This is a genomic window from Paenibacillus phytorum (genome assembly GCF_013141715.1).
In the GTDB taxonomy this organism is placed as follows: domain Bacteria; phylum Bacillota; class Bacilli; order Paenibacillales; family NBRC-103111; genus Paenibacillus_E; species Paenibacillus_E phytorum.
This window is the reverse complement of record NZ_WHOA01000037.1, coordinates 65,041-88,755: the sequence shown is the minus strand read 5'-3', so window position 1 is coordinate 88,755 and position 23,715 is coordinate 65,041. Positions and strand designations below refer to the sequence as shown.

The window sequence follows — 23,715 nt, the reverse complement described above, 5'->3', positions numbered from 1 at the left end:
GCAGATATGCCTAAAATCATGATGGCTTTTCCTCAGGGAAAGCATAAAGTTCTGACAATGAGTTATGATGATGGTCAAACCGCCGACATCAAGTTAGTGGAAATTTTCAATAAGTATGGCATGAAAGGAACGTTCCATCTGAACTCGGGGATGCTTGGCATGAATAGCCGTATAGCGGAAGAGGAGGTTGTTGCGCTGTATCGTGGACATGAGGTGTCCGCACATACGTTGACGCATCCTACGATTGCAAGGTGCCCGAGGGAGCAAATCATAGAAGAAATCTTCGAAGACAGGAAGAGATTGGAGCGTATGGTTGGCTATCCAGTAAGAGGCATGTCATATCCTAATGGTTCTTACAACAAGGAAATAAAAGAGATGCTGCCTTATCTGGGAGTGGAGTATGCAAGAACTACGCAGAGTACGGGGCAATTTGCGATGCCTGACGATTTGTTCGAATGGAAGCCTACATGCCATCATAATACGGACTTAATGAATGTGGCGGAAACTTTTGTAAACTTAAATAAAAAGCAATATCTGTACATGATGTATGTATGGGGGCACAGCTATGAGTTCGATCATGATCATAATTGGCCATTGATAGAAAGCTTCTGCGAGTTTATCGGGAACAGGTTGGATATCTGGTATGCGACCAATGTGGAGATCGTGGATTATCTAAAAGCATTTCAAAATCTCAAATTCTCAGCTTCATGTCAATTCGTGTATAATCCCTCCGCATTATCCGTATGGCTTCAAGTTGACAATCATATTGTTGAAGTAAAAGGCGGCAGCCAAATCGCATTCACGAGTTAAGCTCCGGATTAATAACAAAGCAGCTGTGAAGTTTACCATGCAGCTGCTTTGTTTTTTTATGCCTTACTCCCAACCGATCGTTTGAAACGTTCTGGTTTCCGCAGATTCCCTCGCTTTGAGACATTGGAGTGCACTGATTAAACCATCATCGAGCGTGCTGACGGATGTGCCACGCCCTTGCATGAGTTCGATGAAATTGCTAACGAGCATGCGATCACCGCCAAAATGATCCTCCTCCGCACTGATCTGATATGTCTCAACTCTCGGCGTATGATGCATGAATACCTTGACGATGCCTGTATTAAAATCGAATTCCACCGTCCCTTTATAGCCGAGGAAGCGGGCACCGCGCGAGGCTGCTTGTTTACGTGCAAAAAAGTTCTGTGAATACGAAACGTGCATACCGTTTTCATAATAAAAGAGTGCACTTCCGGAATCCTCATTGCCGGTATCCTTGGCGAAGCTGCAGTATGCCCAGTGATCTCGGATGTCAGGAGCAGCGAAAGCGGTACTTTCTTCGCACGTTCTGTTCTCGTTGCAATCCACACATTTCAGACCAGCGGGTTTGTCTCCTTTGAAAATTTGTTTGGATGTCATTGCACACACGCTTACAGGCTGCATCTGCAGCACATGGTTGATGTAATCAAAATCGTGTGTCGCTTTTTGCAGAAACAATCCACCCGTTAACGCTTCATCACGGTACCAGTTATGGAAATAGACGCCGCCGTAAGGGACATTATTGATGGCTTGCACATGCTCAACCGTGCCGATTTTGCCTGAATCCACAATTTCCTTGACCAACTGAACAATGGAAGTCACCCGCAGCGGAAAAGACACGACAACAGGCGTTTGAGTTTGTGCACCTCTTGCTTTTAAACGGAGTAGGTCTGTCATCGTTGTGGCTACCGGTTTCTCAAGAAATAAAGGAATACCGGTCGGCAGTACCTTCAAGGCCATTTCGGTGTGCAGCAGGCACCGCGTGCCGATGAGGATGCCATCCAATTGCGTTGAAGCAATCATCTCCTCGGGTGTATCCCTAAAAATTGTGTCCATTAATTGTGGCAGCCGTTGCTGCTGGATTTCTTGTTTTCTAATATCCGCGATCGCTGCTATTTGGCAAGAAGCGTCCTCTTTCATCATTTGCTGGATAACACCTTGAATGCGATTTCCATAACCAATAACACCTAACTTCATTTTATTTTCCTCCTTGGCAGTTGTTAAACTATTTCCTATTATAAAGAGGAGAATTGTAGATAGATTTGTCATCAAAGCCGCATTTTTTGTTTTTTTTAGAGAGAGGGGACGACATGACAATAGAGCTGGAACGTGTTTATTTGAATCTAACGATAGAGATCCGCAGTATCATTACGATGTATTATTTTGAGTTTGGCAAAGATTATGTTTTCTCGGGGGAAAGTCACGACTTTTGGGAAATGGTTTATGTGGATAAAGGTGAGGTCGAAGTGCTGGCCGATACAACCAGGCATATTCTCAAGCAAGGCTCCCTGATTTTTCATAAACCTAATGAGTTTCATAGCTTTACGGCCACGCATGGAAGAGCCCCGAATGTGATCGTCATCACGTTTGATTGCTACTCGAAAGCGATGGGGCAATTTGAGAACAGGGTGTTTCAGCTTCAAGATGAGGAGAGAAACCTGCTTGCTCAGATTATTGAAGAGGGAGCCAACACCTTCATCTTTCCTTTTAAATATCCGTTAATTCGCAAAGAGAATTCACTGATCGGCAGCGAGCAGTTGTTGAAGAACTATCTGGAGATGTTCCTCATTATTCTGCTGCGTAAGAAGACGCATCAAGAGAATGATCAGACGTTATCGTTCTTGCCCAAGGAGAAGGATGAATTACAGCTGGTGACGGCTATTATCCGTTTTCTGGAGGAGAGGCTCGAATTCCAAATATCCTTAACAGAGATTAGCCATCATTTTCATGTAGCCAAAACGAAGCTTAAGGACTTGTTCGCTAAACACACAGGTAAGAGCATCAAGGAATATTTCATGCTGATGAAGATCGAAAAGGCGAAGGTTTCCATTCGGGAGGATGTGCACAATTTTACAGAAATATCCCGGCGACTTGGTTTCAGCAGCGTTCATTATTTCTCCAAAGCTTTTAAACGGGTATGCGGGATGAGCCCTTCGGAATATGCGAAGTCTGTGAAGGCAAGAAGTCGAATTGAGACGGTGGAATAATATTTTAGGGGCAGTCCCAAAAAGTGATAAATAAAAAGGCTATCCCAAAAGCAGATCATATTGCTTCTGGAATAGCTTCTTTCTTTTCGTTCAAGCCGCAATTAGCTTTCCAATACTTGTCGGTCCTCTAACAGGCGTTTGCGCAATTCGGCGTAATCGACATCCTGAACCGATGTGCCGTGCTGGATGGCTAATGCCGCTGCGGTAGCAGCCGATTGTCCGAGGGTCATGAACACCGGCTCCATCCGGATCGAGCCGTACGCAATATGGGAGGAGGAGAGGCAGATAGGCACCAGCAAGTTGAGGCACTCTTCACCCTTGGGAATGATGGATCGGTACGAAATGGGGTAGGGGCCGGAAGGCCGAACCTCAACGTTGCCTTCATTGATGCAACGGCCATCAATGACGATGCGCCGGCAGTTGTGAGAGTCCATCTGATAAGCGGCGAGCCCAACGGAATCGGACACTTTGCGGTAGCCACGACAGTCGTCCTCGGTCATCACTAGGTCCGAAATCATTCTTCGCGCTTCGCGAATGTAAAGTTGTGGAGACCAGCCTCCGAAATCTGTATATTCGTCAGCCGGCAACCCCCATTTCCGTGCTTCTTCGCGGACGGCCTCGGGCACACGGTTGTCGTTGCAAAGGAAATACAGCATGCCCAGATTATAAGTCAAATGATCTTGGAATATTTGCTCGCGTCTGGAGTAACTGCCTTCAGCCCATTCATAATTCATTCCGATATAGTCGGTTGACACCCCGCCGAAGTTGTTGAGATCTGTCTTGCTCTTAGGCATCGATGAGTGAAGCTGAAGGGAGTCCCATACACCTGCATCGATATAACGAGCCAGCAGGGTAAATATCTCGGGATCGTAGTTCGGAGGTTCCGGAAACGGCATGCGGTTGCTAGGATCATTCGTCAGGCAGATGCGGAAGTTGTAGGCTTGAACACAGTGATCTCCTTGGCCCTGATAGCCTGGAGCCGCATCGGATACGCCGTGCAGCAAGCCGCTATCCGGCTTGCCCGGAATAATAAAAGGATCGACCCATGCTTTGAAATTATGATTCGGATGGCCGAAATGAACGCCGTTCAACGTTTCCTTGTACACCGAATTTGCTTCACGGCCTACATGATACGAGACTCCGGCTGCAGCCAACAAATCCCCCTCGTAAGTGGCGTCGATAAACATGTCGGCTTCAATCTGAACGCCGCTCTCCATCACGATACTCTTGATCTTGCCTTGCGACTTTTGAACGGTCGACAAGCGTTGGCCATACAGCACCGTGATCCCATCTTGTTCGACCCACTCCTGGAAAATACGGTCCGCTACGTGAGGTTCGAAGTTCCACTGCGTGCCGTCACCTTCAATACTGCCGTAGTGGCGCCCCATTGCTTGGTAAAATTCACGTGAGATGCCTCCGATCGCGGCTTTGTTGCCGATATCGGTTTGGCCAAGTCCACCGGAGGACAAGCCTCCCAGCTTATGCCCGAATTCTGCGAGCACAACTTTTAACCCCATGCGTTTCGCTTGCACGGCTGCTGCTACTCCGGCTGAGCTACCGCCGTAGATACATAGATCGGTCTTGTAGGCCGCATCGGTCGATGATGCCAAAGGCTTGTAGTAGTTGATTTTGCTAAAATCCAACATATCGATCACCTCTTTGTAGTTGTAGAATTGCCTTGGTTTCAGTATAGTTATAAAAAAGCTTTAATTTATAGTTTCATTTTTGTTACATTTTTAGTTGAAATGATTGTTGTTGGAGGGGAGTCATAATGCCGATCAAGAAGAAAGTAACGCTCCAAGACATTGCCTCGGAATTGAATTTAACGATCCATACTGTATCTAAATCGCTGCGGGGACTTCCGGGTATGTCCGAAGAAACAAGAAGGGCTGTACTGGAAACGGCGAGAAGATTAGGTTACCGCACCAAGGAGCAGGAACGTGGCTTCGCTGTCGAACATATCCCGATCTTCTCGGCGAATCCGCGGGTGTTCAAATTTATCATAAACGGCAACATGTCCAAGTTGCATCAATTGATTCTGCAGGGACTGCAGGAAAAGCTGCAGGAATTCGGACATACCGTTCAAACGTTAATCGCTCCTGAGAGCGATGAAGCAGGCGTCATCGAGGAGTGGCTGGAACAGCAGAACGTTGCTTACTGGAATGGAGTCTTCATTCCTCCAGCGATCAAGCCGGGGCTGGAGCGGCTGCTGCTTTCTTTGAAGATCCCCCGTGTCATGATTAATTTCCCAATGCCCGCCGAAAAGGTAGACAGCGTAATCTGGGATGTCGGAACCGCTATCTGGCAATCCGTTCGCTATTTGGCATCGATGAAGCATACCCGCATTTTGTACATTGGTGATACGGTAAGGCACCGTGGGTTCTCCATCCGTTGGCGGGCTTTCAAGGAAGCGATGGAGGAGGCAGGGCAAACCGTAAATTCGGAAGATCATGTCATTGGCGCGATAAGTGATAAAGAGCAATGGATTTCAGAAGTGGTGGAAAAGCTGAAGCGGACGAAGCCTACGGCAATCTTAAGCGCTGTCCAATACGACTTGGCCTGGATCTATTATGCCTGCAGTCTCGCAGAGCGAAGCATTCCCGGTGACTGCTCACTGATCAGTTTGGAGGATGATCTCAACGAACTTATGCCCGGCCTGACCCGACCGTTTCTAGTTGTCCGCGAGGCTGGAGCCCGTGCGGCCGAGCGGATGCTATGGCGCCTCGCCAATCCATCCAAGCCTTATGAGCATACCTTTGTACAAGGGGCCTTTTACGCTGGGAATACTGTATTGCCACTGAAACACTTTGAAGGTTAGGATTGGCGGGATAGGAGGATAGATATGCGATTCACATGGCGGAAGCTGTTGCCCAAGACGATAAAGAATAAAATGTTTTTGTCGTTTCTCATTCTCATCCTAATTCCCTTCTCTCTTCTGCAGCTTCGCAGCTACTCGACGATTGAAAGCGTATACGTTAAGCGAATCAGTGAGCAGAATCAATACCAGCTCGATCAGGTGAAGGACAATTTCGAACGCATTCGATCGTTGATGTTCTACAGCTCGCTTCGGTTGGAGAAGGAGCCCTCGATTCGTGAATGGCTTCGCAATCCGCCCTTGATGCAATCCAACCCGATGACAGCAACGCCAACCATCGATCCGATCATGCTGACCTTGCAATCACTAAAGAACGACTTTGGATTGGCAAGCTCTTTTGTAAACTATACGTTGTCCGATTTATCCGGGCGAAAGTATTTCAATACGAATAGCCCATCTACCGATATCTCTCTGAATCCTGTGATTGTGCGGTCTCTTTTGAATGGAGAGGCGTCCTATGTGTGGGAAACCGAGACCGAGAACAAAGGTGGAGTGCAACCGCAGTCGGCTCCACGTAAGCAACCGAAGTTGACATACTACATGACGCTGACCGACGAGACGGGACGGCCGGAAGGGATCGTGGCGGTACATTTCGATTATCAGTCATGGCTTCGCTCGAGCGTTAGTCAATTCCTGATTCAGCAAGAGTATTTCATTGTTGACAGTCTGGGAACAATTGTTTACCAAAGCCGTACGGATACGTACGTGCCTAGCGACATTCTGAGGATCGTTCACTCCTTAGACGATGGCAAAGAGCCTTACTATGTCGATCGTAATCGGACCCATATATTAAATACAAGCTCGATACCTTCCGTAGGCTTGTATTTGGTCGGCCAGTTTCCTTTGGAGCTGCTCTTTGGTGACATCGAGGCATTGAAGCGGCAGTTTTTCGCATCCTTCTTCTTGTTTACCGGATTATTTATCCTGATCACATTCGCGCTTCTATCGCGGGTGACTCGCCCGCTGCAGCTGCTGCGTATGAAAATGTCCGAAATGATTGACAAGCAATTTCGAGTCTCGATTCCGACGGGTAAATACGAAGGAGAGATCTTGGAGTTCGCTCAGACATTCAATACGATGACGGGGGATATTAACGTACTGATCGAACGGCTGAAACTAGAGGAGCGGCAGAAAGAAGCGATCCGGTTCCAGATGCTCTTGCAGCAGATGAATCCTCATTTTCTGCTCAATACGTTGAATACGATTAAGTGGAACGTATTGGCCAAGGGGGATCGGGAAACAGCTGAGATCTGCATGTCGCTCGGAACGCTGCTCGAGGCTAGCCTGAATTCAGATAGTGAACTCATTCATTTGCACAGCGAGCTCGACATGGCGAAGGCTTACGCACATATCCAGCAGGTAAGACACGAAGATCGGTTTGCCTTCCATTACGAACTGGAGCCGGACCGGTACGAACCAGAGCTGCAGTATGCTCTCGTGCCCAAGTTGTCGCTGCAGCCGCTGGTGGAGAACGCGATCCAGCACGGCTTCTCGAAGACCATCGAAGATGGTCGAATTGTGATCCGGGTGTATGTGAAGTCCGGACAACTCGTCCTTGAGGTGGAGGACAACGGAGTTGGTTTGGAGATGGCGCGGGCGGTCCAGACTGTACCGCGCAAGCGCAAGCCGATCGGCATACATAATTTGCAGGATCGGCTCAAGCTTTTGTTTCGGCAGGAAGCGGCTTTGGAGCTACTGCCGCTGCAGTCCGGGACGCTGGCGCGGATGACAATGCCGCTGCTTGTTTCCCGTCCTTACGGGAGCCTGGAATCGACAAGGGAGGGCTAAAAATGTGGAAAGTCTTGCTCGTTGAGGATGAAGCGATCGTACGTCGTTCGATCATCGGAATCATCGATTGGGAAGCGTTTGGTTTCCGAGTCGTCGCCGAAGCGGAGGATGGGGAGCGGGCCTTGAAGGAGATGGAGTGTCACCGTCCGGACCTCGTCATCAGCGATATCGTGATGCCAAACTTGAACGGACTAGAGCTGCTGCGTCAAGCAAGGGAGAAGGACTTCGACGGAGTATTCATTATGCTCACCGCCATGAATGAATTTGAATATGCTCAGCAGGCGCTTGAGTACGGAGCGACCGGCTACTTACTCAAATTATCGATGAGTCCAGAGTCGCTGCAAACGACCCTCGACAAAGTAAGCAGGCAACTGACGAAACGGGCTCAGGAACGCTCGCACACAGAGCTGTACACGGCTTACCCGAAAGAGTGGGAAGCGATTATGAACGGCAACCTGCGAGAAAGCAGTGTAGTTGTATCAGAATCCTCGGCAATGCAGGAGCCGAGGGATGATGCTTGGGGGCAAGTCATCATTTGTACGGCGCTGGATGGAGGCGAAGGGTTCGATGCTAAGCTGCTCGATTCTTGGAAGCTTATGGAATGGCACACTCCGCCGCTTGCTCACCAATACGCTGCGCTCGGGATGACGTCGGTATTTCTTTGGAGTTCCAAACCTCCAAGATGGCTAAGCGGCATACCTCGTCCCGGACAGATACCGTTCGCTGTGTCGTGCTTAGAGAAAGGGACGTATGCTTCGTTTACGCGCGATTGGCAACTTGCACTCCGGCGGCTTGACGCCAGTTGGTATTCGGGCAAACCGGGGTGGTTCCGCGTCATATCGGGTTCCGAGGACGCATTGCCGAGCGCCTTCTGGCGTGGCGAATCCGAACGGCTGCGTCAACTTGGCCGGAGTGGTCCTTCCGGCATGATGCCGCTATTGCAGGAGGCTTGGACAGATATGGAAAGAGACCGTATCTCGTGGTACGGCGTAAAGACGTTTGCGCTGCGCGCATTGGATATTATCGCGGATGGCCGTGGTGAGGCGCTTGCTTATCATAAAAGCCAAGTGACTCGAGCTTCCTCGCATGCGCAATGTTTACGTACAATGGCGGCGGCGGTCGATTCGCTGCTCACCCTTTCGTTAAGCCGCAAAGGTGAGACGGATCATCCCGAGGTGAATCGGATTATGGCGTATATTCAAGATCACTACGATCGCAACATCAGCGTTAAGGCGATGGCCGAGATGGTCCAGCTGGACGAGAAATATTTGAGCGGTTTATTCCATAAAAAGACCGGAGAATCGCTGATCCAATACGTACAGCGCATCCGTGTCGAGAAAGCGAAGGAGGCGCTGCGGTTTACGGAGGTGCCTGTGAATGAGATCGGTGAACTCGTCGGCTTCTTGAATCCGAACTATTTCTACCGTACGTTCAAAAAATGGACCCATCAGACACCAAGCGATTACCGTCGTGGCGATTGAAATGATGAGATGTGAGAACGCAAAATGCCTTGTCTCCCCCTTGGAGAACAGGGCAATTTTAATATAGTGGGAAATGTGCATAGTGAAGTGGGTTTTGTTCATAGGTCGCTTAAGTCTTGCGTGATACAGTGAAAGCAGGCCAAACAAACAGACTTTCTACGTAAAGGAGGCGACCTATGAACGAGTTACCTATCCATCCAATCCCTTCGGCAGTTTCGAAAATGACAGGCAAGAGAGCCCGTCATTTTCGAGTGCTACGTTCCTACAAGACGCTCTATCTCATGATGCTGCCCGCAATAATCTACTATATCGTTTATCGGTATGTACCTATGTACGGCGTTGTTATCGCATTCAAGGATTACAATATCCTGGAGGGGATCGTGAATAGTCCATGGGCGGATCCCTGGTACAAGCATTTTCAGGTGTTCTACGAATCGCCTTACTTCAGTGAACTGCTCGTCAACACATTCCTGATCAGCGTCTACAAGCTCATTTTCGGTATGTTCCCACCGCTTGCGTTGGCGATTCTACTCAATGAATGCCGGGTACGTTGGTTCAAATCGGCGATCCAGACACTCAGCTACATGCCGCACTTCTTATCGTGGGTTATTATTTATGGCATCTGCTTAATGCTGTTGTCAGAGAATTCAGGGATTCTCAATCGCTGGATCGTTGAATCCGGCGGTCGGTCGATACCGTTCCTTACTTCAACGGATTGGTTCCGCAGCGTGCTGGTAGGCTCGGAAATATGGCAGCATACAGGCTGGAGCGCAATCATCTATCTAGCAGCTATGGCAGGCATCGATCCGACTCTTTATGAAGCTGCTCGGGTCGACGGGGCATCCCGGCTGCGGATGATTTGGCACATTACATTGCCAGGCATCCGGAACGTGATTGTTCTGCTGCTCATTCTGAAGCTGGGCTCCGTTCTGGATGCGGGATTTGAGCAAATTTACATTTTCTATAACGTTCAAGTCTACCCAGTCGCCGATATTCTCGATACTTGGGTGTTCCGGACGGGGCTTGAGCAGTTGAATTTCAGCCTTGCTTCTGCAGTCGGCCTGTTCAAATCGGCCATATGTCTCATTCTCGTGCTTGGCTCCAACGCATTGGCGAAGAAATGGGGGCAGGGCATATGGTAACGAGTCGCAATGATCGTATTTTCAACACTTTTGTCGTCATGCTGCTTGCGATCGTAGGCCTTTTGTGTGTAGTCCCCTTACTCTATGTCGTCTCCGTCTCCGTAACGCCTTATGCGGAAGTGCTGAAGAATGGCGGCTATATTCTCTTCCCGAAGCAGTTCACCTTCACTGCCTACTTGAAAATTTGGGAGACGGCCGGCATCCTCCGCTCCTTGCAAATCACAGTATTCGTTACGATCGTTGGTACCGCGATTAACTTGATCCTGACCCTGCTGCTTGCTTATCCGCTCAGCCGCAAAGGGATGCCATATCGCAATTGGTTTCTGTTGATGATTGTTTTCACGATGTTGTTCAGTGGCGGAACGATTCCGACCTATCTCGTCGTCAAGGCAACGGGCTTGCTCAATTCTGTCTGGGCGCTCATTCTGCCGTCAGCCATTTGGAGCTTCAACGTACTCATTATGAAGAGCTTCTTTGAACAATTGCCAGAAGAGTTGTTTGAAGCGGCCCGAATGGACGGTGCAAAGGAACTTCGCTTGCTGGTCAGCATCGTCATTCCGCTCGCGATTCCTTCTATCATGACGGTCGGCTTGTTCTATGCGGTTGGTCATTGGAACCAATTCTTCTCGGCCATTATGTATATTTCAGATCGAAATCTCAGGCCCCTGCAGGTGGTGGTAAGGGATCTTCTGATGCAGTCGCAGAAGCCGCTTGATAACCCGGATGAGCTTGTACCGACGGTTACCATGCAGATGGCTGCCATCGTTGTTGCCAGTGCTCCGATCATCGCCGTTTATCCGTTCCTGCAGAAGCATTTTACCCGAGGTATGCTGCTTGGGTCTGTGAAAGGTTGATTCCGGGTAAAGCCGGTCCAATATATTCATACGTAAAAGGAAAAGGAAAAGGGGAATCATCTATGAGAATTAAATGGATCATGCCAGCAGCGGCAGCCGTTCTTGCCATGTCACTAGTTGCGACTGGTTGCAGCACGGGAACCGGTGGCAGCGTGGCAAGCAAAGAAAAAGTGCCCGTCAATACGGCCCCAGTGAAATTGAAAATTATGCAGGAAGGCTCTGGCGTACCTAGTCCAGAGAACGACATTATCAAGAAGGAGCTCGATAAGAAGCTTGGCATCGATATGGATATGTCGTATACGCAGGGCATAACGGAATACTTGAACCAGCTCAAGGTGCGGGTTGCGGCAGGCGATTATCCAGATATGATGCTGCTAGATTTAACGACGTTAAATGATTTTGCGCAGAAAGGGCTGCTGCTCGACCTGACTCCGTATTTGGACAATAAGTTGAAGCAAGCTAAAGATTTCATGGGTCCTTCTCTTCTGAAGAAGGGCGTAATCAACGGTAAAAATTACGCCATTACCCGGATAGCCGACGTTCCATTTGGTTCTTATTGGATTCGCAAGGATTGGCTGGACAATCTGAAGCTGCAGGTTCCACAAACACTGGACGATTTGATGGCCGTGTCCAAATCGTTTACTGAGAACGACCCGGACGGCAATGGCAAAAAAGATACGTTTGCGATGACTGGCAATGGAATGGATTTCTCCGCCTTCTCACCCATCTTAGGTGCATATGGTGTGGGTTTGCCAGGAGCGTTTTACACCAAAGATGGTAAAGTTGTCGACTCTTATCACGACGCGTCAATGAAGGATGCGCTCAGCTACATTCAGAAACTGATTTCGTCTAATTACGTCGACCCGCAGATCATGACCAATAAGGGAACCATGGGCCGAGATCAAGCGTTCCAAGGTAAAGCGGGTATTGTTTATTCCAGTTGGACCGACATGGGCAAGCAGGAATTCATTACTCAATACAAGACAATCAATGCGAAAGCCGAGTGGATTCAGATCGCTCCGCCGAAGGGACCTGGAGGTCAATTCGATAGCTCCTTCGATTCCGAAAAGCCCTCTCGTCTGTTGGCGATTCCGAAGTCGCTCGAGAAGCAGCCAGAGAAATTGCAGAAACTATTCGATCTGCTGAATTATGTATCCACCAAAGAAGGCAATCAGCTGGCTATGTACGGCATCCAAGACAGAGACTACAAGGTCGAGAATGGCAAAATTGTGCTGACAGAACTGATGGCCAAGGAAGGTAACTATTTCCACTATTATCAGTTTACAGGTCGTCCAAACGAAGAGTACTTGAAGACTAAGTTTCCAAATGAAGAGCCGATGATCAAGTTCTCGTTGACGCTCGCACGAATCAAAAGCTTCGGAAGTTCAGTCTTGCCTCCTGCAGGCCACAACGCCGCCGATGCTGGTCGTTACGCAAACGAGGAGCTAATCAAATTCCTCTACAGCAAGCGTTCGCTCGCGGAATATCCAGAATTCCTCAATACGCTGGATACTACTTTCAAATACAAATTATTGCAAGACGAAGCACAGAAGCGAGCAAAGGAACTGGAGTTGATCAAGTAAATCACGCAATCCATGGCTCCCAAGCTTAGTCCGCAGCTTGCTTTCGGCTAAGCTTGGTCAAATGGGCAAATATCAAATACAAGGGGTGTATATGATGTTGAAAAGTGTAAAATTTGTATGCTGTCTAGTTGTTGCGACGACTGTCATCGCAGCTTCCTTCGTGGGAGTCAGTCCTGTAAAAGCAGCGTCGTTGACGATTGTGCAGAGCGTGATGGGTAACATTTTCTATGAGAACGATGCGAAGACATTTAATGTGCAAACAGACGGAGCCTCAGTTGATTGGTCGTACACGGATTATTGGGGTAGCACGGTGGAAAGCGGCACTGTGCCGGTTAGTGCTGGCTCCGCTGTCATTACAGTAAGTCCGAACAAGTACGGCTGGTTTCAGCTGCTCGTCAAAGCGAAAGACAGCAGCGGCGCTGTAATCCTTCAGACCGAAACCTCTTTTGCCGTCGTATCTAACTTTGATCTTAATCAAGTAACGAGCTCCCATTTCTCCGTGCAGACGCATGCGGCCCGGACGGATGGAATCGCTCAGGATGCATCCGTTTTGCTGCCCATTGCGAAGAAACTAGGGGTTAAATCTGTCAGAGACTCTTTCCGATGGTCCGATATTGAAGACACAACCAAAGGAATCTACAACTTCAAATCGTTTCACAACAATTTTATGAATACGCTTACCGCAAATAATCTTTCTATGATCTTTACGGCAGCATTGAATAATCCCTTGTACGATAATGGCAATTTCCCAACAAGTACGGAAGCACTTACAGCTTACGCTAATTACGCGAAAGCGGCATTTCAAAGGTATCCGAGTCAAATCAAATGGATGGAAGTATGGAATGAGCCAGACATTAAAACCTTCACAATGGGGTTGACGCCGGAACAGCGGCCGGGAGCGTACTTCGAGCTGTTGAAAGCTACCTATCCCGTCGTCAAGGATGCGGCTCCGAATCTTCCGATTATAGGCGGCGTAGTTGCAAGTACATACCAGGCTAATGCATCATTCCCGAATACGTTATTCAGCTTAGGCGGGCTGAGTTACATGGATCAGTTCTCGTTTCACAACTATAATACGGACCCCAATATTCTAGCGAGCGACATAACAGATTTCAATAATCGTTTAAAGATTTACAATAACAACGTGACCATTCCTATGGATATGACGGAGAATGGCATATCTACCGCAAATTTCTCCGAAGAATTCCAAGCATACCGTCAAGCTCAGAAAACGATTCTCGGCTACGCGAACGGTCTGAACCTGATGAGTTCCTATAATCTGCAAGACAAAATATATGATCCAACTAACGTAGATAACAGTCGCGGCCTAGTGAGAAATCCGAAAGATCCAAAAGGCGCGTATGTGCCGAAGAAGGCTTTCTCCACGTATGCCGCATTAACGCGAGAGTTGTCGAATACGACTTTTGGCAGTGCAGACACTATCAGCAACTCCTCGATCGCCAGTTACACCTTTACGAAGGGCGCCGATACGATCAGGACGATGTGGACGACTGACGGTTCGACGCAAGGTGTATCTCTTCACACCAACAGTCCGCTTATGGTTAGCGATATCATGGGAAATTCGCGCATGCATACGCCTGTTAACGGCATTGTCCAATTGACATTAAACCAAAATATTCAATATATCAAAGGGAATATCACCCGAATCGCTCCAAATGTATCAACAGGGACGGTGACTATAGCTGAAGTAGAAAGCTTGCCGACGACCGTTTCCACTGGAGACAGCCATACTCTGATTACGGGAACGGCGGGCACCTACAGCGGAACCGGCGCGGATAAGCTGAATGCGAATGCAGTGGATGACTACGTTACTTATGCGGTATATATCCCACAGCCGGGCGCTTACGACATCAAAGTAAAATCCATACGTTTTAGCGATCGAGGCACGTACCAGCTCGTCATCGATGGGACGAATGTCGGGAGTAGGCAGGATGAATACCGGCCTTCCTCTCTTTCTGTAGAGACTGACCTCGGCAACTACTATTTCGGTACGGCGGGCAATAAGGAATTCAAATTTCAAATAGTCGGCAAGAACGCCGCCAGCACGGGATACAATCTGTTGTATGACTATGTCAAGCTAACCAAGTTGAGCGTGGATCAAGATATTATCGTGGATAATACCGACAGCGGGGCTACCTTCAATGCTTCCTTCCATTCAAGTTGGTCTACGAGCGACAAACCGAAGGGATATTATGGAACGGACTATGCTCATTACAAATCTTCTAAGGCAGGCCTGACGAGCTGGGCCATGTGGACGCCTGACATTCCGCTTGAAGGGGATTACAAGCTTTATATGTGGTGGCCCTCCGGACCGAACAGGGCGGACGCCGCTCCATTGATTATTCAATACGGCGCCAGCACGGACACTGGCCAGACCGTGAATCAGAAGGTGGATGGCGGGATGTGGAATTTAATCGGAACGTATCATCTAACGCCAGGGACAGGAAACTTTGTGAAAATCACTGGAGCCGACCACGGCTTCACCATCGCCGACGCCGTCAAGTTCGAATGGGTTCATTAATCGTTGAGAAGGGGTGTATCTAATGTTAACAAGAAGTAAATCTTTATGCAGCGTTATCCTATGCTTAACAATTATTTTATCAGGCTTGTTGGGGAGCAGTCCGGCTTTAGCGGCGTCGTTGACGATCGTGCAGAGCGTGACGGGAAATACTTTCTATGAAAACGATGCGAAGACATTTATTGTGCAAACAGACGGAGTCTCAGTCGATTGGTCGTACACGGATTACTGGGGTAACACAGTGGAAAGTGGAACCATGCCCGTCAGCTCTGGAGCGGCTGTCATTACAGTTAGTCCGAACAAGTACGGCTGGTTTGAGCTGCTCGTCAAAGCGAAAGACAGCAGCGGCGCCGTAACCCTTCAGAAGGTAACCTCTTTTGCCGTCGTATCGGACTTCGATCTTAGCCAAGTGACGAGCTCCCACTTCTCCGTGCAGACGCATGCGGCCCGGACCGATGGAATAGCTCAAGATGCGTCTGTTTTGCTGCCCATCGCGAAGAAACTAGGCGTTAAATATATCAGAGACTCGTTCCGATGGTCCGATATTGAAGATACGACCAAAGGAACTTATAACTTCAAATCGTATCACAACAATTTTATGAGTACGCTTACTGCAAATAATCTGTCTATGATCTTTACGGCTGCATTGAATAATCCCTTGTACGATAATGGCAATTACCCAACAAGTACGGAAGCACTCACGGCTTATGCCAATTACGCGAAAGCTGTTGTTCAAGGTTATCCGAGTCAAATCAAATGGGTGGAAGTATGGAATGAGCCGGACATTGCGACTTACACAGCGGGGCTGACGCCGGAGCAGCGGCCGGGAGCGTACTTCGAGCTGTTGAAAGCTACCTATCCTGTCGTCAAGAATGCGGCTCCGAATGTACCAATAATGGGCGGTGTAGTTGCCAATACATATAAGGCTAATACATCATTCCCAAATACGCTTTTCAGCTTAGGTGGGCTGAGTTACATGGATCAGTTCTCGTTTCATAACTATAATACGGACCCCAATATTCTGGCTGGCGATATAACAGATTTCAATAATCGTATTAAGTTCTATAACAACAATGTGACCATCCCCATGGATATGACGGAGAACGGCATATCTACAGTAAATTTCTCTGAAGAAATCCAAGCATATCGCCATGCTCAGAAAACGATTCTCGGCTACGCGAATGGTCTGAACCTGATGAGCTTCTACAATCTGCAAGACAAAATATATGATCCAACTAACGTGGATAACAGTCGCGGTCTCGTGAGAAATCCAAATGATCCGAAAGGTGCGTACGTGCCGAAAAAGGCTTTCTCTGCATACGCCGCATTAACGAGACAGTTGTCGGACACGACTTTTGGCAGTGTAGACAATATCAGTTCATCTATTGCGAGCTATACATTTTCGAAGGGCGCAGATGTAATCCGAACAATGTGGACGACGGACAGTTCTACGCAAAATGCTTACCTGAAGACGAACAGCTCTTTGGCGGTAACGGATATGATGGGCAATACGAAAACAGTTGCCCCGATTGACGGAGTTGTCAAAATAACGATCACCAAAGAGATCCAATATGTGAAAGGCAATGTAACGCAAATTATCCCTACGGTAACAAAAGCTGAAGTTGAAGATTTAGCAACAACCGTATCCACCGGGGACACGCATACTACAATTGTGAACGACGCTAATTTGAGTGGAAGCGCAGGAGATAAACTTAATGCGAATGGAGCGGGCGATTACGTTGCCTATACGGTCAATATCCCTCTGTCAGGCACGTACAATATCAAAGTAAGATCGAAACCTTTCAGTGATCGAGGTATCTATCAGCTCAGCATCGACGCAGCGAATTTCGGCAGCCAACAGGATGAGTATCAGGCTTCCACCGCTTATGTGGAGAAGGATCTAGGCAACTATTATTTCAGTACGGCGGGTAATAAACAATTTAAATTTCAGGTTGTCGGCAAGAATGCCAGCAGCTCGGGGTACACGTTACTGTTGGACTATGTCAAGCTAACCAAGTTGAGCGTGGATTAAGACATTATCGGAACGAGACCATGAAAAATAAAGGAGAGCACTCGGAATGTCGCGTAAATTAAAGCTTGGTGTTGTTGGAACAGGTAACATTTTCAGGTCAGCGCACTTGCCTGCCTGGTTGGAGCATCCAGAAATTGAGGTCGTCGCCTTGTGCGACGTTGTACAGGAGCGGGCGCAAAAGCTTGCCGACGAGCACGGCATTGCACTCGTGTATACGGATTATCGGGAGCTGCTACGTCATGGGGACATTGATGCTGTCGATATTTGTACGCCGAATCTTTACCATTCGGAGGTTGCGGTGGCAGCGCTGAAGGCGGGCATACACGTGTTCTGCGAAAAGCCGGATGCCGTCACTCCAGAGAAAGCGCAAGGAATGGCTGAGGCAGCTGCAGCTAACGGCAAAGTACTAATGACGATGCGGAATAATCGATTCACACTGGCTTCACAGTATTTGAAACAATACATCAACGAAGGCCATATGGGTGAAATTTATACGGGCCGTTGCGGGTGGCTTCGCCGCCGAGGCATTCCCGGCAAGGGCGGCTGGTTCACGACGAAGGAGCTGTCCGGCGGCGGACCGCTGATCGACCTCGGCGTTCATTATATCGACCTTGCTCTGTGGATGATGGGGAACCCGAAGCCGGTCGCCGTCTCCGGAGCCACTTACTGTAAGTTTGCGGGAACAGATCTGTCCGATTCCGAGCATAGTCAGTTTGGGGAGAAGAAGGAGGAAGGCACGTTCAATGTTGAAGACTTGGCGACTGGTTTCATCCGCTTCGACAACAACGCGACCTTGCAGATTGAATTCAGTTGGGCGTCGAACGTGCAGGAAGAAGGGACATTCCTCGAGCTGCGGGGTACGAAGGCCGGAGCAAGCTTAGTAAAGGGGGAGCTCAAGTTGTTTGGGGAAACGGCTGGCCAGCTCGTCAATATCCAGCCGATAATGGGAAATCGCACGGTGGATGCGCACGGCGAACATATCAAGCATTTTGTCCAAGTCGTGCAGGGTCGGGAAGATCCGATTATAATTCCTCAGCATGGCGTCGATATGATAAAAATATTATCTGCGTTGTACAAGTCCGCCGAATTGGGTGCGGAAGTTAGATTGTAAAAAAGGAGACATGTGGTGTGTATCATAAGCTTGCCGTACAACTATACACGCTGAGAGAGGCTTGCCAAGCGGATTTCCCGGGTGTTCTGAGAGAATTAAAGAGGCAGGGATGGGCAGGTGTCCAGTTCGCCGGATTTCACGATTACGATCCGATGGAGCTGAAGGCTGTTCTGCAAGAAACGGGATTGAAGGCTGCCGGGCTTCACGTCAGTCTTGACGATATCGTGCATCGCACGGACCAGGTGGTGTCGGATGCTCGTTTGTTCGGCACGTCAGATATCGTTTGTCCTTTTATTAAGCCGTCTCTGCGACATGAAGAAGGGTATGCGGAGATCAAACAACAGCTGAATCAAGTTGCCTCCCAGTGGGAGGACGAAGGATTTCGCATCAGCTACCATAATCATGCCTTCGAACTCGAAACGATGATTAATGGCCAATCTGCACTAGCCTACATGTTGAACCCTGCTTTCGATAATCGCATCCTGGCGGAAATCGACGTGTATTGGATCCAGAAGGCGGGGCTTGATCCGTTTGAATTCATTCGGCCTTATGCAGGTCGGATGCCGATAGTCCATCTGAAGGATATGACAGACGACGAAGAGATGACCTTTGCGGAAGTCGGCACGGGAGTAATTGATTTTGCCCCGATTTTGATATGGGGAGAAGCTTACGGTGTGGAGTGGTATGTGGTGGAGCAGGACATGTGCCGGACGGATCCGATGGGATGCGTGTCGACCAGCTATACCAATCTGACAAAGCTCATTAGCCAAATTATTTAGTAAATGACAGGCAGGACCAAAAGGGGTCCGAACCGTATCTTTTAATCCCATTTCATAAGGAGCAGGAGGTCCCGTGAAAACAAGGTTTCCGGTTCATCTATATTTTTCCTTCTAATATGTTAGGATCAACTGGGATGAATGTGAACTTGTTCATTATGTTAGTTATACGTATTTTAAAAGTCGTTGACATTAACCTAACGTCATAGTTTAACCTCCTAATTATCAATAGATATTAGGAGGTTTTTTTATGAAAACATTAATTAAGAATGTAACCATACTTACGATGATCGATGATGATCAGCCCATTACTGGCGATATACTCATTGAAGGAGACAAGATCAAACAATTGGGGACTCAAATGACAGATCAGGTAGACGAGGTTATTCAGGGAGAAGGAATGATTGCGATGCCTGGCTTGATTAATGCCCATCAACATACCCCGATGAGTTTGTTAAAAGGTTTTTCGGACGATCTAAAATTAATGGATTGGCTAGAGAAAAAAATGCTGCCGGCTGAGGCCAGAATGACGCCTGAAGATATATACTGGGGTGCCAAGCTGTCGATGGCAGAAATGATCAAATCAGGAACAACAGCTTTTGCCGACATGTATATCCATATGAACGAAATTGCTTCAGCGGTACAAGAAGTTGGTATGCGTGCTTCATTAACGAGAGGGTTGGTTTTTCTTCAGGACGATGGAGGTAGAAGGTTAACAGAAGCATTGGAACTGGTTGAACGTTGGAATGGAAAAGCTGAAGGTAGGATTTCAACTATGTTGGGCCCCCACGCACCGTATACGTGCCCTCCAGAAGCATTAAGGGAGATCGTAAGTATTGCAGAAGAGTTGAACCTTCCCATACATATCCATTTAGCCGAAACAAAGGAAGAAGTAACTAAAATTCAAGAAAAATACAATCAGACGCCCACGGAATATTTGTATAATGAAGGTCTCTTTGAAAGATTACATGTTCTCTTAGCCCATAGTGTGCATCTGAACCGACGGGATATTAGATTCTTGAAAGGGATGCGTGGAGGAGTAGCGCATAACCCAGTAAGTAACTCAAAGTTAGGGTGTGGGATTACACCTGTTTTTGAAATGATTAATCAGGGCATCACTGTCGGTCTGGGGACGGACGGAGCAGGAAGTGCCACAACTATTGATATGTTTGAGGAGATAAAGGCGGCTACTTGGTTGCAGAAATTAGATTATGGCAACCCGACAGTGCTTCCCGCCGGTCAAGTTTTACGTATGGCGACCAAAGGAAGTGCTAAGTTGTTAAACATAGATCATGAAGTAGGAACATTAGAAGTTGGGAAAAGAGCGGATATAATTCTCATAGATATGAACAAACCGCATTTACAGCCTATTCATAATGTTGAGTCGCTGCTTGCGTATAGTGTTAATGGAGCCGACGTTAATACAACGATAGTTAATGGTAAAGTGCTCATGAAAAACCGTAAATTAATAACGATTGATGAAGATGAACTTTTAAAACAAGTAACGGTTCGCGCGAAACGGATCGTAGAGGGAATCTAAGATTATGAACCTCCGCCAGAGACTATTTAAGATCCTCTTAATTACAGGCAATGGTTTATTAGCCGTATCAACCTTTGAGGTAAGATACGGCGTTTCTTCAAAAGTTCCTTAGCTTTTAAGTTAATTTCCAAAACCTAGCCTCATCGCCATGCTGTAGCCAGTTGGCCCGAAGTTATATCTTTTTCGCAGTTCGATCAGATTGGGTCCGAATGTCTGTTCTAGCGTTTCACGGTGCGCTTGCATAATCTCATAGATGTATAGGTCATGGATGATGACCTCGGTGATCGGCATGACGAGACCGGGGTGCATGGTCCAAGCGGCGCGGCTGTCCGTTCCAAGAGAAACTATACCGGCTACCACTTCGCGGTCGTCTATGCTCGCCACAATCCAACGGCCGCCGTATTCCCGTGTAATCTCTTCACTCGAATCGTGCGGGTACACTTGCGCAAAATCGAACTGTAGTTCTCCATAGACGATGATCAGAATCTCGACGCCTCGTTCCGCAGCCCTCCGCAGTTCCGGTTCCAGTAGCTTAGCTTCTTCTGTCCAGATTTCTAGCAAAACACGCCCAGCCGCCCGATTAATCGCTTCCGCCGCCCGGCTCAAAATGGCTTCAAACCCGGTAATATTCCAAATGTTTTCCCGATTTAAGGATACATAAGAGTAGTGGGCAAGCGCAGTTTCAGCAGCTTCGAAGGAGGAGTCGATTTTGCTTTTTTTCAGCCGGATCAACTCTTGTGGCGACAGTGGCGTGTACAACGAAGGATCTTCGTGACTGACCATAACTTCGCCGCGCTCCACCATTCCGCTTAGCACTTCATAAATTTTAGAACGCGGTACACCCGAGTTCAAAGAAATCGCATACCCCGATAAAGGTGATTTATCCAGAAGCGCCAGGTACGCTTTGGCTTCATATTCGGTAAAATTCAAATCCTGCAACATCTTAATGATTTCTAATTTCATTTTTTAACCTCCTAGCCTCCGCATCGTACATAAGTCCGGTTCTTTCACTTATCCGATCTACTCCATTATTACACTTGACAGACAATAGTGCCAATGCTGTATCATTGATGTAGTTGCTACAAAAGTAGCTACTACATTCGTTTCCTTAGAATTGCTTGGAGGTACAGCATGGATACATCAAATGAATTCCAAAAGGTATTAATAGTAAAGGCCCAAAAAAGCAGCCTTTACTTAATCGCCGTCATTATTGCCATTTTGCTATGGAGCACTTCGTTTGTTGGGACTAAGATTGCCTACAATTCCTTTCCACCTCTCACATTGGGGGCGGCACGCTTTGTAATTGCTTCGATCATTTTAGGAGCGATTATGCTGTCTAGAAAAGAATTTATAAAGCCTGCACCGAAGGATATGGGATTGATGGCGCTGAGCGGAATACTGGGAACGACTCTTTATTTTGCGCTGGAGAATATCGGGCTTGAGCTGACAACGGCATCGAGCGCCGCGCTGATCGTCGCTTCTTACCCGGCCATAACAGCGCTACTTGAGTTCATTCTTTTTCGCATAAAAATCTCCTGGCTGAAGGGGCTTGGGATTGTGATGGCAATTGTCGGAGTGTATCAGATTTCGGGCGGCAGTTCGGGGGAGAGTTCAGGACAGATGACGGGTAACCTAATTCTAATTCTGGCGGGCGTTGTGTTTGCCGCTTATAACTTTACCACACGCAAAGTTGTCAAAAACTATTCAATGGTAACCGTTTCGTTTTACCAGACGATTGCAGGGACACTTGCATTTATTCCGCTTGCACTGATTGAGCGGTCAAGTTGGCAGGTGCCTAGCGTAGAGTCTCTCTGGATGCTGCTTTATCTTGGGGTTTTCTGCTCTGTAGCAGCTTTTATGCTTTATAATTATGGGCTGCGCAACCTCAGTTCCGGTACTGCAATGGCTCTGATGAACCTCGTTCCTCTTTTTGGCGTGTTATTCTCAACCGTATTCCTAAATGAAGTCTTGCATATATTTGATTTGATCGGTGGAATGATTATAATTGTTGGGGTTATTCTGAGTGTGAGGGAAAAGTGAACTATAGTGAAGGAAACTGGTCAATTATTCGGTTACTTAGAATCTATAACATTGACAAAGTATATTGAGAACGCTATGATATCTCTTGTTGATTTATGAAATAACAGGAGGTGTTTTGACTATGGCTGTTCCTCAAAGAAGAACGTCCAAAACACGTCGCGATAAGCGCCGTACTCACTTTAAACTGGCTGTGCCAGGAATGGTGAAGTGTGAACAATGTGCAGAATTAAAAATGGCACATCATGTTTGCAAAAACTGCGGTTCATATAAGGGTAGAGAGATCGTAAAAGCTCAATAATATGAATTGCATCTTAAATGACACTCTACAAGTAGAGTGTCATTTTTGTATTATAAAGACGGGAAGCATAATTAAAATGGAGAAAATATTTTTACATAAAAAGGAAATATTAAATGTTTAACGAAAAGTATATTTTAGTTTAATCAAATAAATAATCCATTATGAAAGGACGTTTGCAATGCCACTTACAGAAAAGAAAGTATTGGATTCAAATAATGGATTGGAATTGCAGGATTTAAGAAACGAAGAGATAAATAGGGTCTGTTTCAAAGAGGCATCTTTTAATGATATTGATATGAGAGACACTTCATTTGCGCATACGAATTTTGTGAATTCTAAATGGGAACATATTTATTTCTCGGGTTTAACTATTAATATGATTCAGATGGGAGGAACTTTATTTGAGAATATTGTTCGTCCTAAAGCGGAAAAAAGTCATTTGCTTGAAGAGCCTGGTACGGGAAATTGGGTAAATGTCGAGCCCGTAATGTTTAAAAACAGTGATTTAAGTACCGCCATATTTGACTCATGCAAACTTACGAACGTGGAACTCAAGAATTGTAATATTGACGGGTTAAGAATTGATGGGATTTTGATTAAAGATTTAATAGAGAAATATAAAAATAGGGACTAGATCAAGCA

At 47.3% G+C, this 23,715-nt stretch carries 19 protein-coding genes; 16 read left to right on the top strand and 3 right to left on the bottom strand.

Translation table 11 applies throughout. The features are described 5' to 3' along the window. Positions 1–6 precede the first annotated feature (6 nt). Positions 7–810 carry a polysaccharide deacetylase family protein gene (locus tag GC098_RS06205; protein ID WP_171641974.1) on the top strand — a complete coding sequence of 268 codons (804 nt, stop codon included), beginning with the start codon at positions 7–9 and terminating at the stop codon, positions 808–810. A gap of 63 nt (positions 811–873) precedes the next feature. On the opposite strand, the gene GC098_RS06200 is transcribed toward GC098_RS06205, so the two are convergent. Continuing rightward, positions 874–2,004, bottom strand: coding sequence for a Gfo/Idh/MocA family protein (locus GC098_RS06200; protein WP_171641973.1), 1,131 nt, complete (start codon positions 2,002–2,004; stop codon positions 874–876). A 113-nt stretch (positions 2,005–2,117) separates the two neighbouring features. On the opposite strand from GC098_RS06200, the gene GC098_RS06195 reads away from it, so the two are divergent. Beyond that, positions 2,118–3,014 (top strand): AraC family transcriptional regulator, encoded by an 897-nt coding sequence (locus GC098_RS06195; protein ID WP_216625171.1) that lies wholly within the window; start codon positions 2,118–2,120, stop codon positions 3,012–3,014. 101 nt (positions 3,015–3,115) lie between these two features. On the opposite strand, the gene GC098_RS06190 is transcribed toward GC098_RS06195, so the two are convergent. Further along, the gene (locus GC098_RS06190; protein WP_171641971.1) at positions 3,116–4,660 is read right to left on the bottom strand and encodes an FAD-dependent oxidoreductase; all 1,545 of its coding nucleotides are present in this window, start codon (positions 4,658–4,660) and stop codon (positions 3,116–3,118) included. A 125-nt stretch (positions 4,661–4,785) separates the two neighbouring features. Here GC098_RS06190 and GC098_RS06185 point away from each other — a divergent pair, with 125 nt between their 5' ends. The 11 genes from GC098_RS06185 (at position 4,786) to GC098_RS06135 (ending at position 20,735) form a co-directional block, all read left to right on the top strand. Beyond that, on the top strand, positions 4,786–5,832 hold the full coding sequence (locus GC098_RS06185; RefSeq protein ID WP_171641969.1) for a LacI family DNA-binding transcriptional regulator: 1,047 nt from the start codon (positions 4,786–4,788) through the stop codon (positions 5,830–5,832). Between the two features lie 24 nt (positions 5,833–5,856). Further along, the gene (locus tag GC098_RS06180; RefSeq protein ID WP_171641967.1) at positions 5,857–7,677 is read left to right on the top strand and encodes a cache domain-containing sensor histidine kinase; all 1,821 of its coding nucleotides are present in this window, start codon (positions 5,857–5,859) and stop codon (positions 7,675–7,677) included. A gap of 2 nt (positions 7,678–7,679) precedes the next feature. Next, positions 7,680–9,158 carry a response regulator transcription factor gene (locus GC098_RS06175; RefSeq protein ID WP_171641965.1) on the top strand — a complete coding sequence of 493 codons (1,479 nt, stop codon included), beginning with the start codon at positions 7,680–7,682 and terminating at the stop codon, positions 9,156–9,158. 221 nt (positions 9,159–9,379) lie between these two features. Next, complete coding sequence (locus GC098_RS06170; protein WP_171642016.1) at positions 9,380–10,300, top strand: ABC transporter permease; 921 nt, start codon at positions 9,380–9,382, stop codon at positions 10,298–10,300. Further along, complete coding sequence (locus GC098_RS06165) at positions 10,294–11,154, top strand: carbohydrate ABC transporter permease (RefSeq protein ID WP_171641963.1); 861 nt, start codon at positions 10,294–10,296, stop codon at positions 11,152–11,154. Before GC098_RS06170 ends, GC098_RS06165 begins: the two co-directional genes overlap by 7 nt. A gap of 62 nt (positions 11,155–11,216) precedes the next feature. Then, the gene (locus GC098_RS06160; RefSeq protein WP_171641961.1) at positions 11,217–12,737 is read left to right on the top strand and encodes an extracellular solute-binding protein; all 1,521 of its coding nucleotides are present in this window, start codon (positions 11,217–11,219) and stop codon (positions 12,735–12,737) included. A gap of 94 nt (positions 12,738–12,831) precedes the next feature. Continuing rightward, on the top strand, positions 12,832–15,279 hold the full coding sequence (locus GC098_RS06155) for a golvesin C-terminal-like domain-containing protein (RefSeq protein WP_171641959.1): 2,448 nt from the start codon (positions 12,832–12,834) through the stop codon (positions 15,277–15,279). 22 nt (positions 15,280–15,301) lie between these two features. Next, complete coding sequence (locus GC098_RS06150) at positions 15,302–17,308, top strand: carbohydrate-binding protein (protein ID WP_171641957.1); 2,007 nt, start codon at positions 15,302–15,304, stop codon at positions 17,306–17,308. Positions 17,309–17,354: 46 nt separating this feature from the next. Next, on the top strand, positions 17,355–18,419 hold the full coding sequence (locus GC098_RS06145; RefSeq protein WP_171641955.1) for a Gfo/Idh/MocA family protein: 1,065 nt from the start codon (positions 17,355–17,357) through the stop codon (positions 18,417–18,419). A gap of 17 nt (positions 18,420–18,436) precedes the next feature. Then, a complete protein-coding gene (locus GC098_RS06140) occupies positions 18,437–19,198 on the top strand; it encodes a sugar phosphate isomerase/epimerase family protein (protein WP_171641953.1) in 762 nt (253 codons plus the stop codon). Between the two features lie 247 nt (positions 19,199–19,445). Continuing rightward, entirely contained in the window at positions 19,446–20,735 is a 1,290-nt protein-coding gene (locus GC098_RS06135) for an amidohydrolase (protein WP_171641951.1), read from the top strand. A 120-nt stretch (positions 20,736–20,855) separates the two neighbouring features. On the opposite strand, the gene GC098_RS06130 is transcribed toward GC098_RS06135, so the two are convergent. Beyond that, on the bottom strand, positions 20,856–21,698 hold the full coding sequence (locus tag GC098_RS06130; protein WP_171641949.1) for a TrmB family transcriptional regulator: 843 nt from the start codon (positions 21,696–21,698) through the stop codon (positions 20,856–20,858). A 168-nt stretch (positions 21,699–21,866) separates the two neighbouring features. Here GC098_RS06130 and GC098_RS06125 point away from each other — a divergent pair, with 168 nt between their 5' ends. The 3 genes from GC098_RS06125 (at position 21,867) to GC098_RS06115 (ending at position 23,707) form a co-directional block, all read left to right on the top strand. Further along, a complete protein-coding gene (locus GC098_RS06125) occupies positions 21,867–22,775 on the top strand; it encodes a DMT family transporter (protein WP_171641946.1) in 909 nt (302 codons plus the stop codon). A 121-nt stretch (positions 22,776–22,896) separates the two neighbouring features. Continuing rightward, complete coding sequence (gene rpmF, locus GC098_RS06120; RefSeq protein WP_029193705.1) at positions 22,897–23,073, top strand: 50S ribosomal protein L32; 177 nt, start codon at positions 22,897–22,899, stop codon at positions 23,071–23,073. 178 nt (positions 23,074–23,251) lie between these two features. Continuing rightward, on the top strand, positions 23,252–23,707 hold the full coding sequence (locus GC098_RS06115; protein ID WP_171641944.1) for a pentapeptide repeat-containing protein: 456 nt from the start codon (positions 23,252–23,254) through the stop codon (positions 23,705–23,707). Positions 23,708–23,715 lie beyond the last annotated feature (8 nt).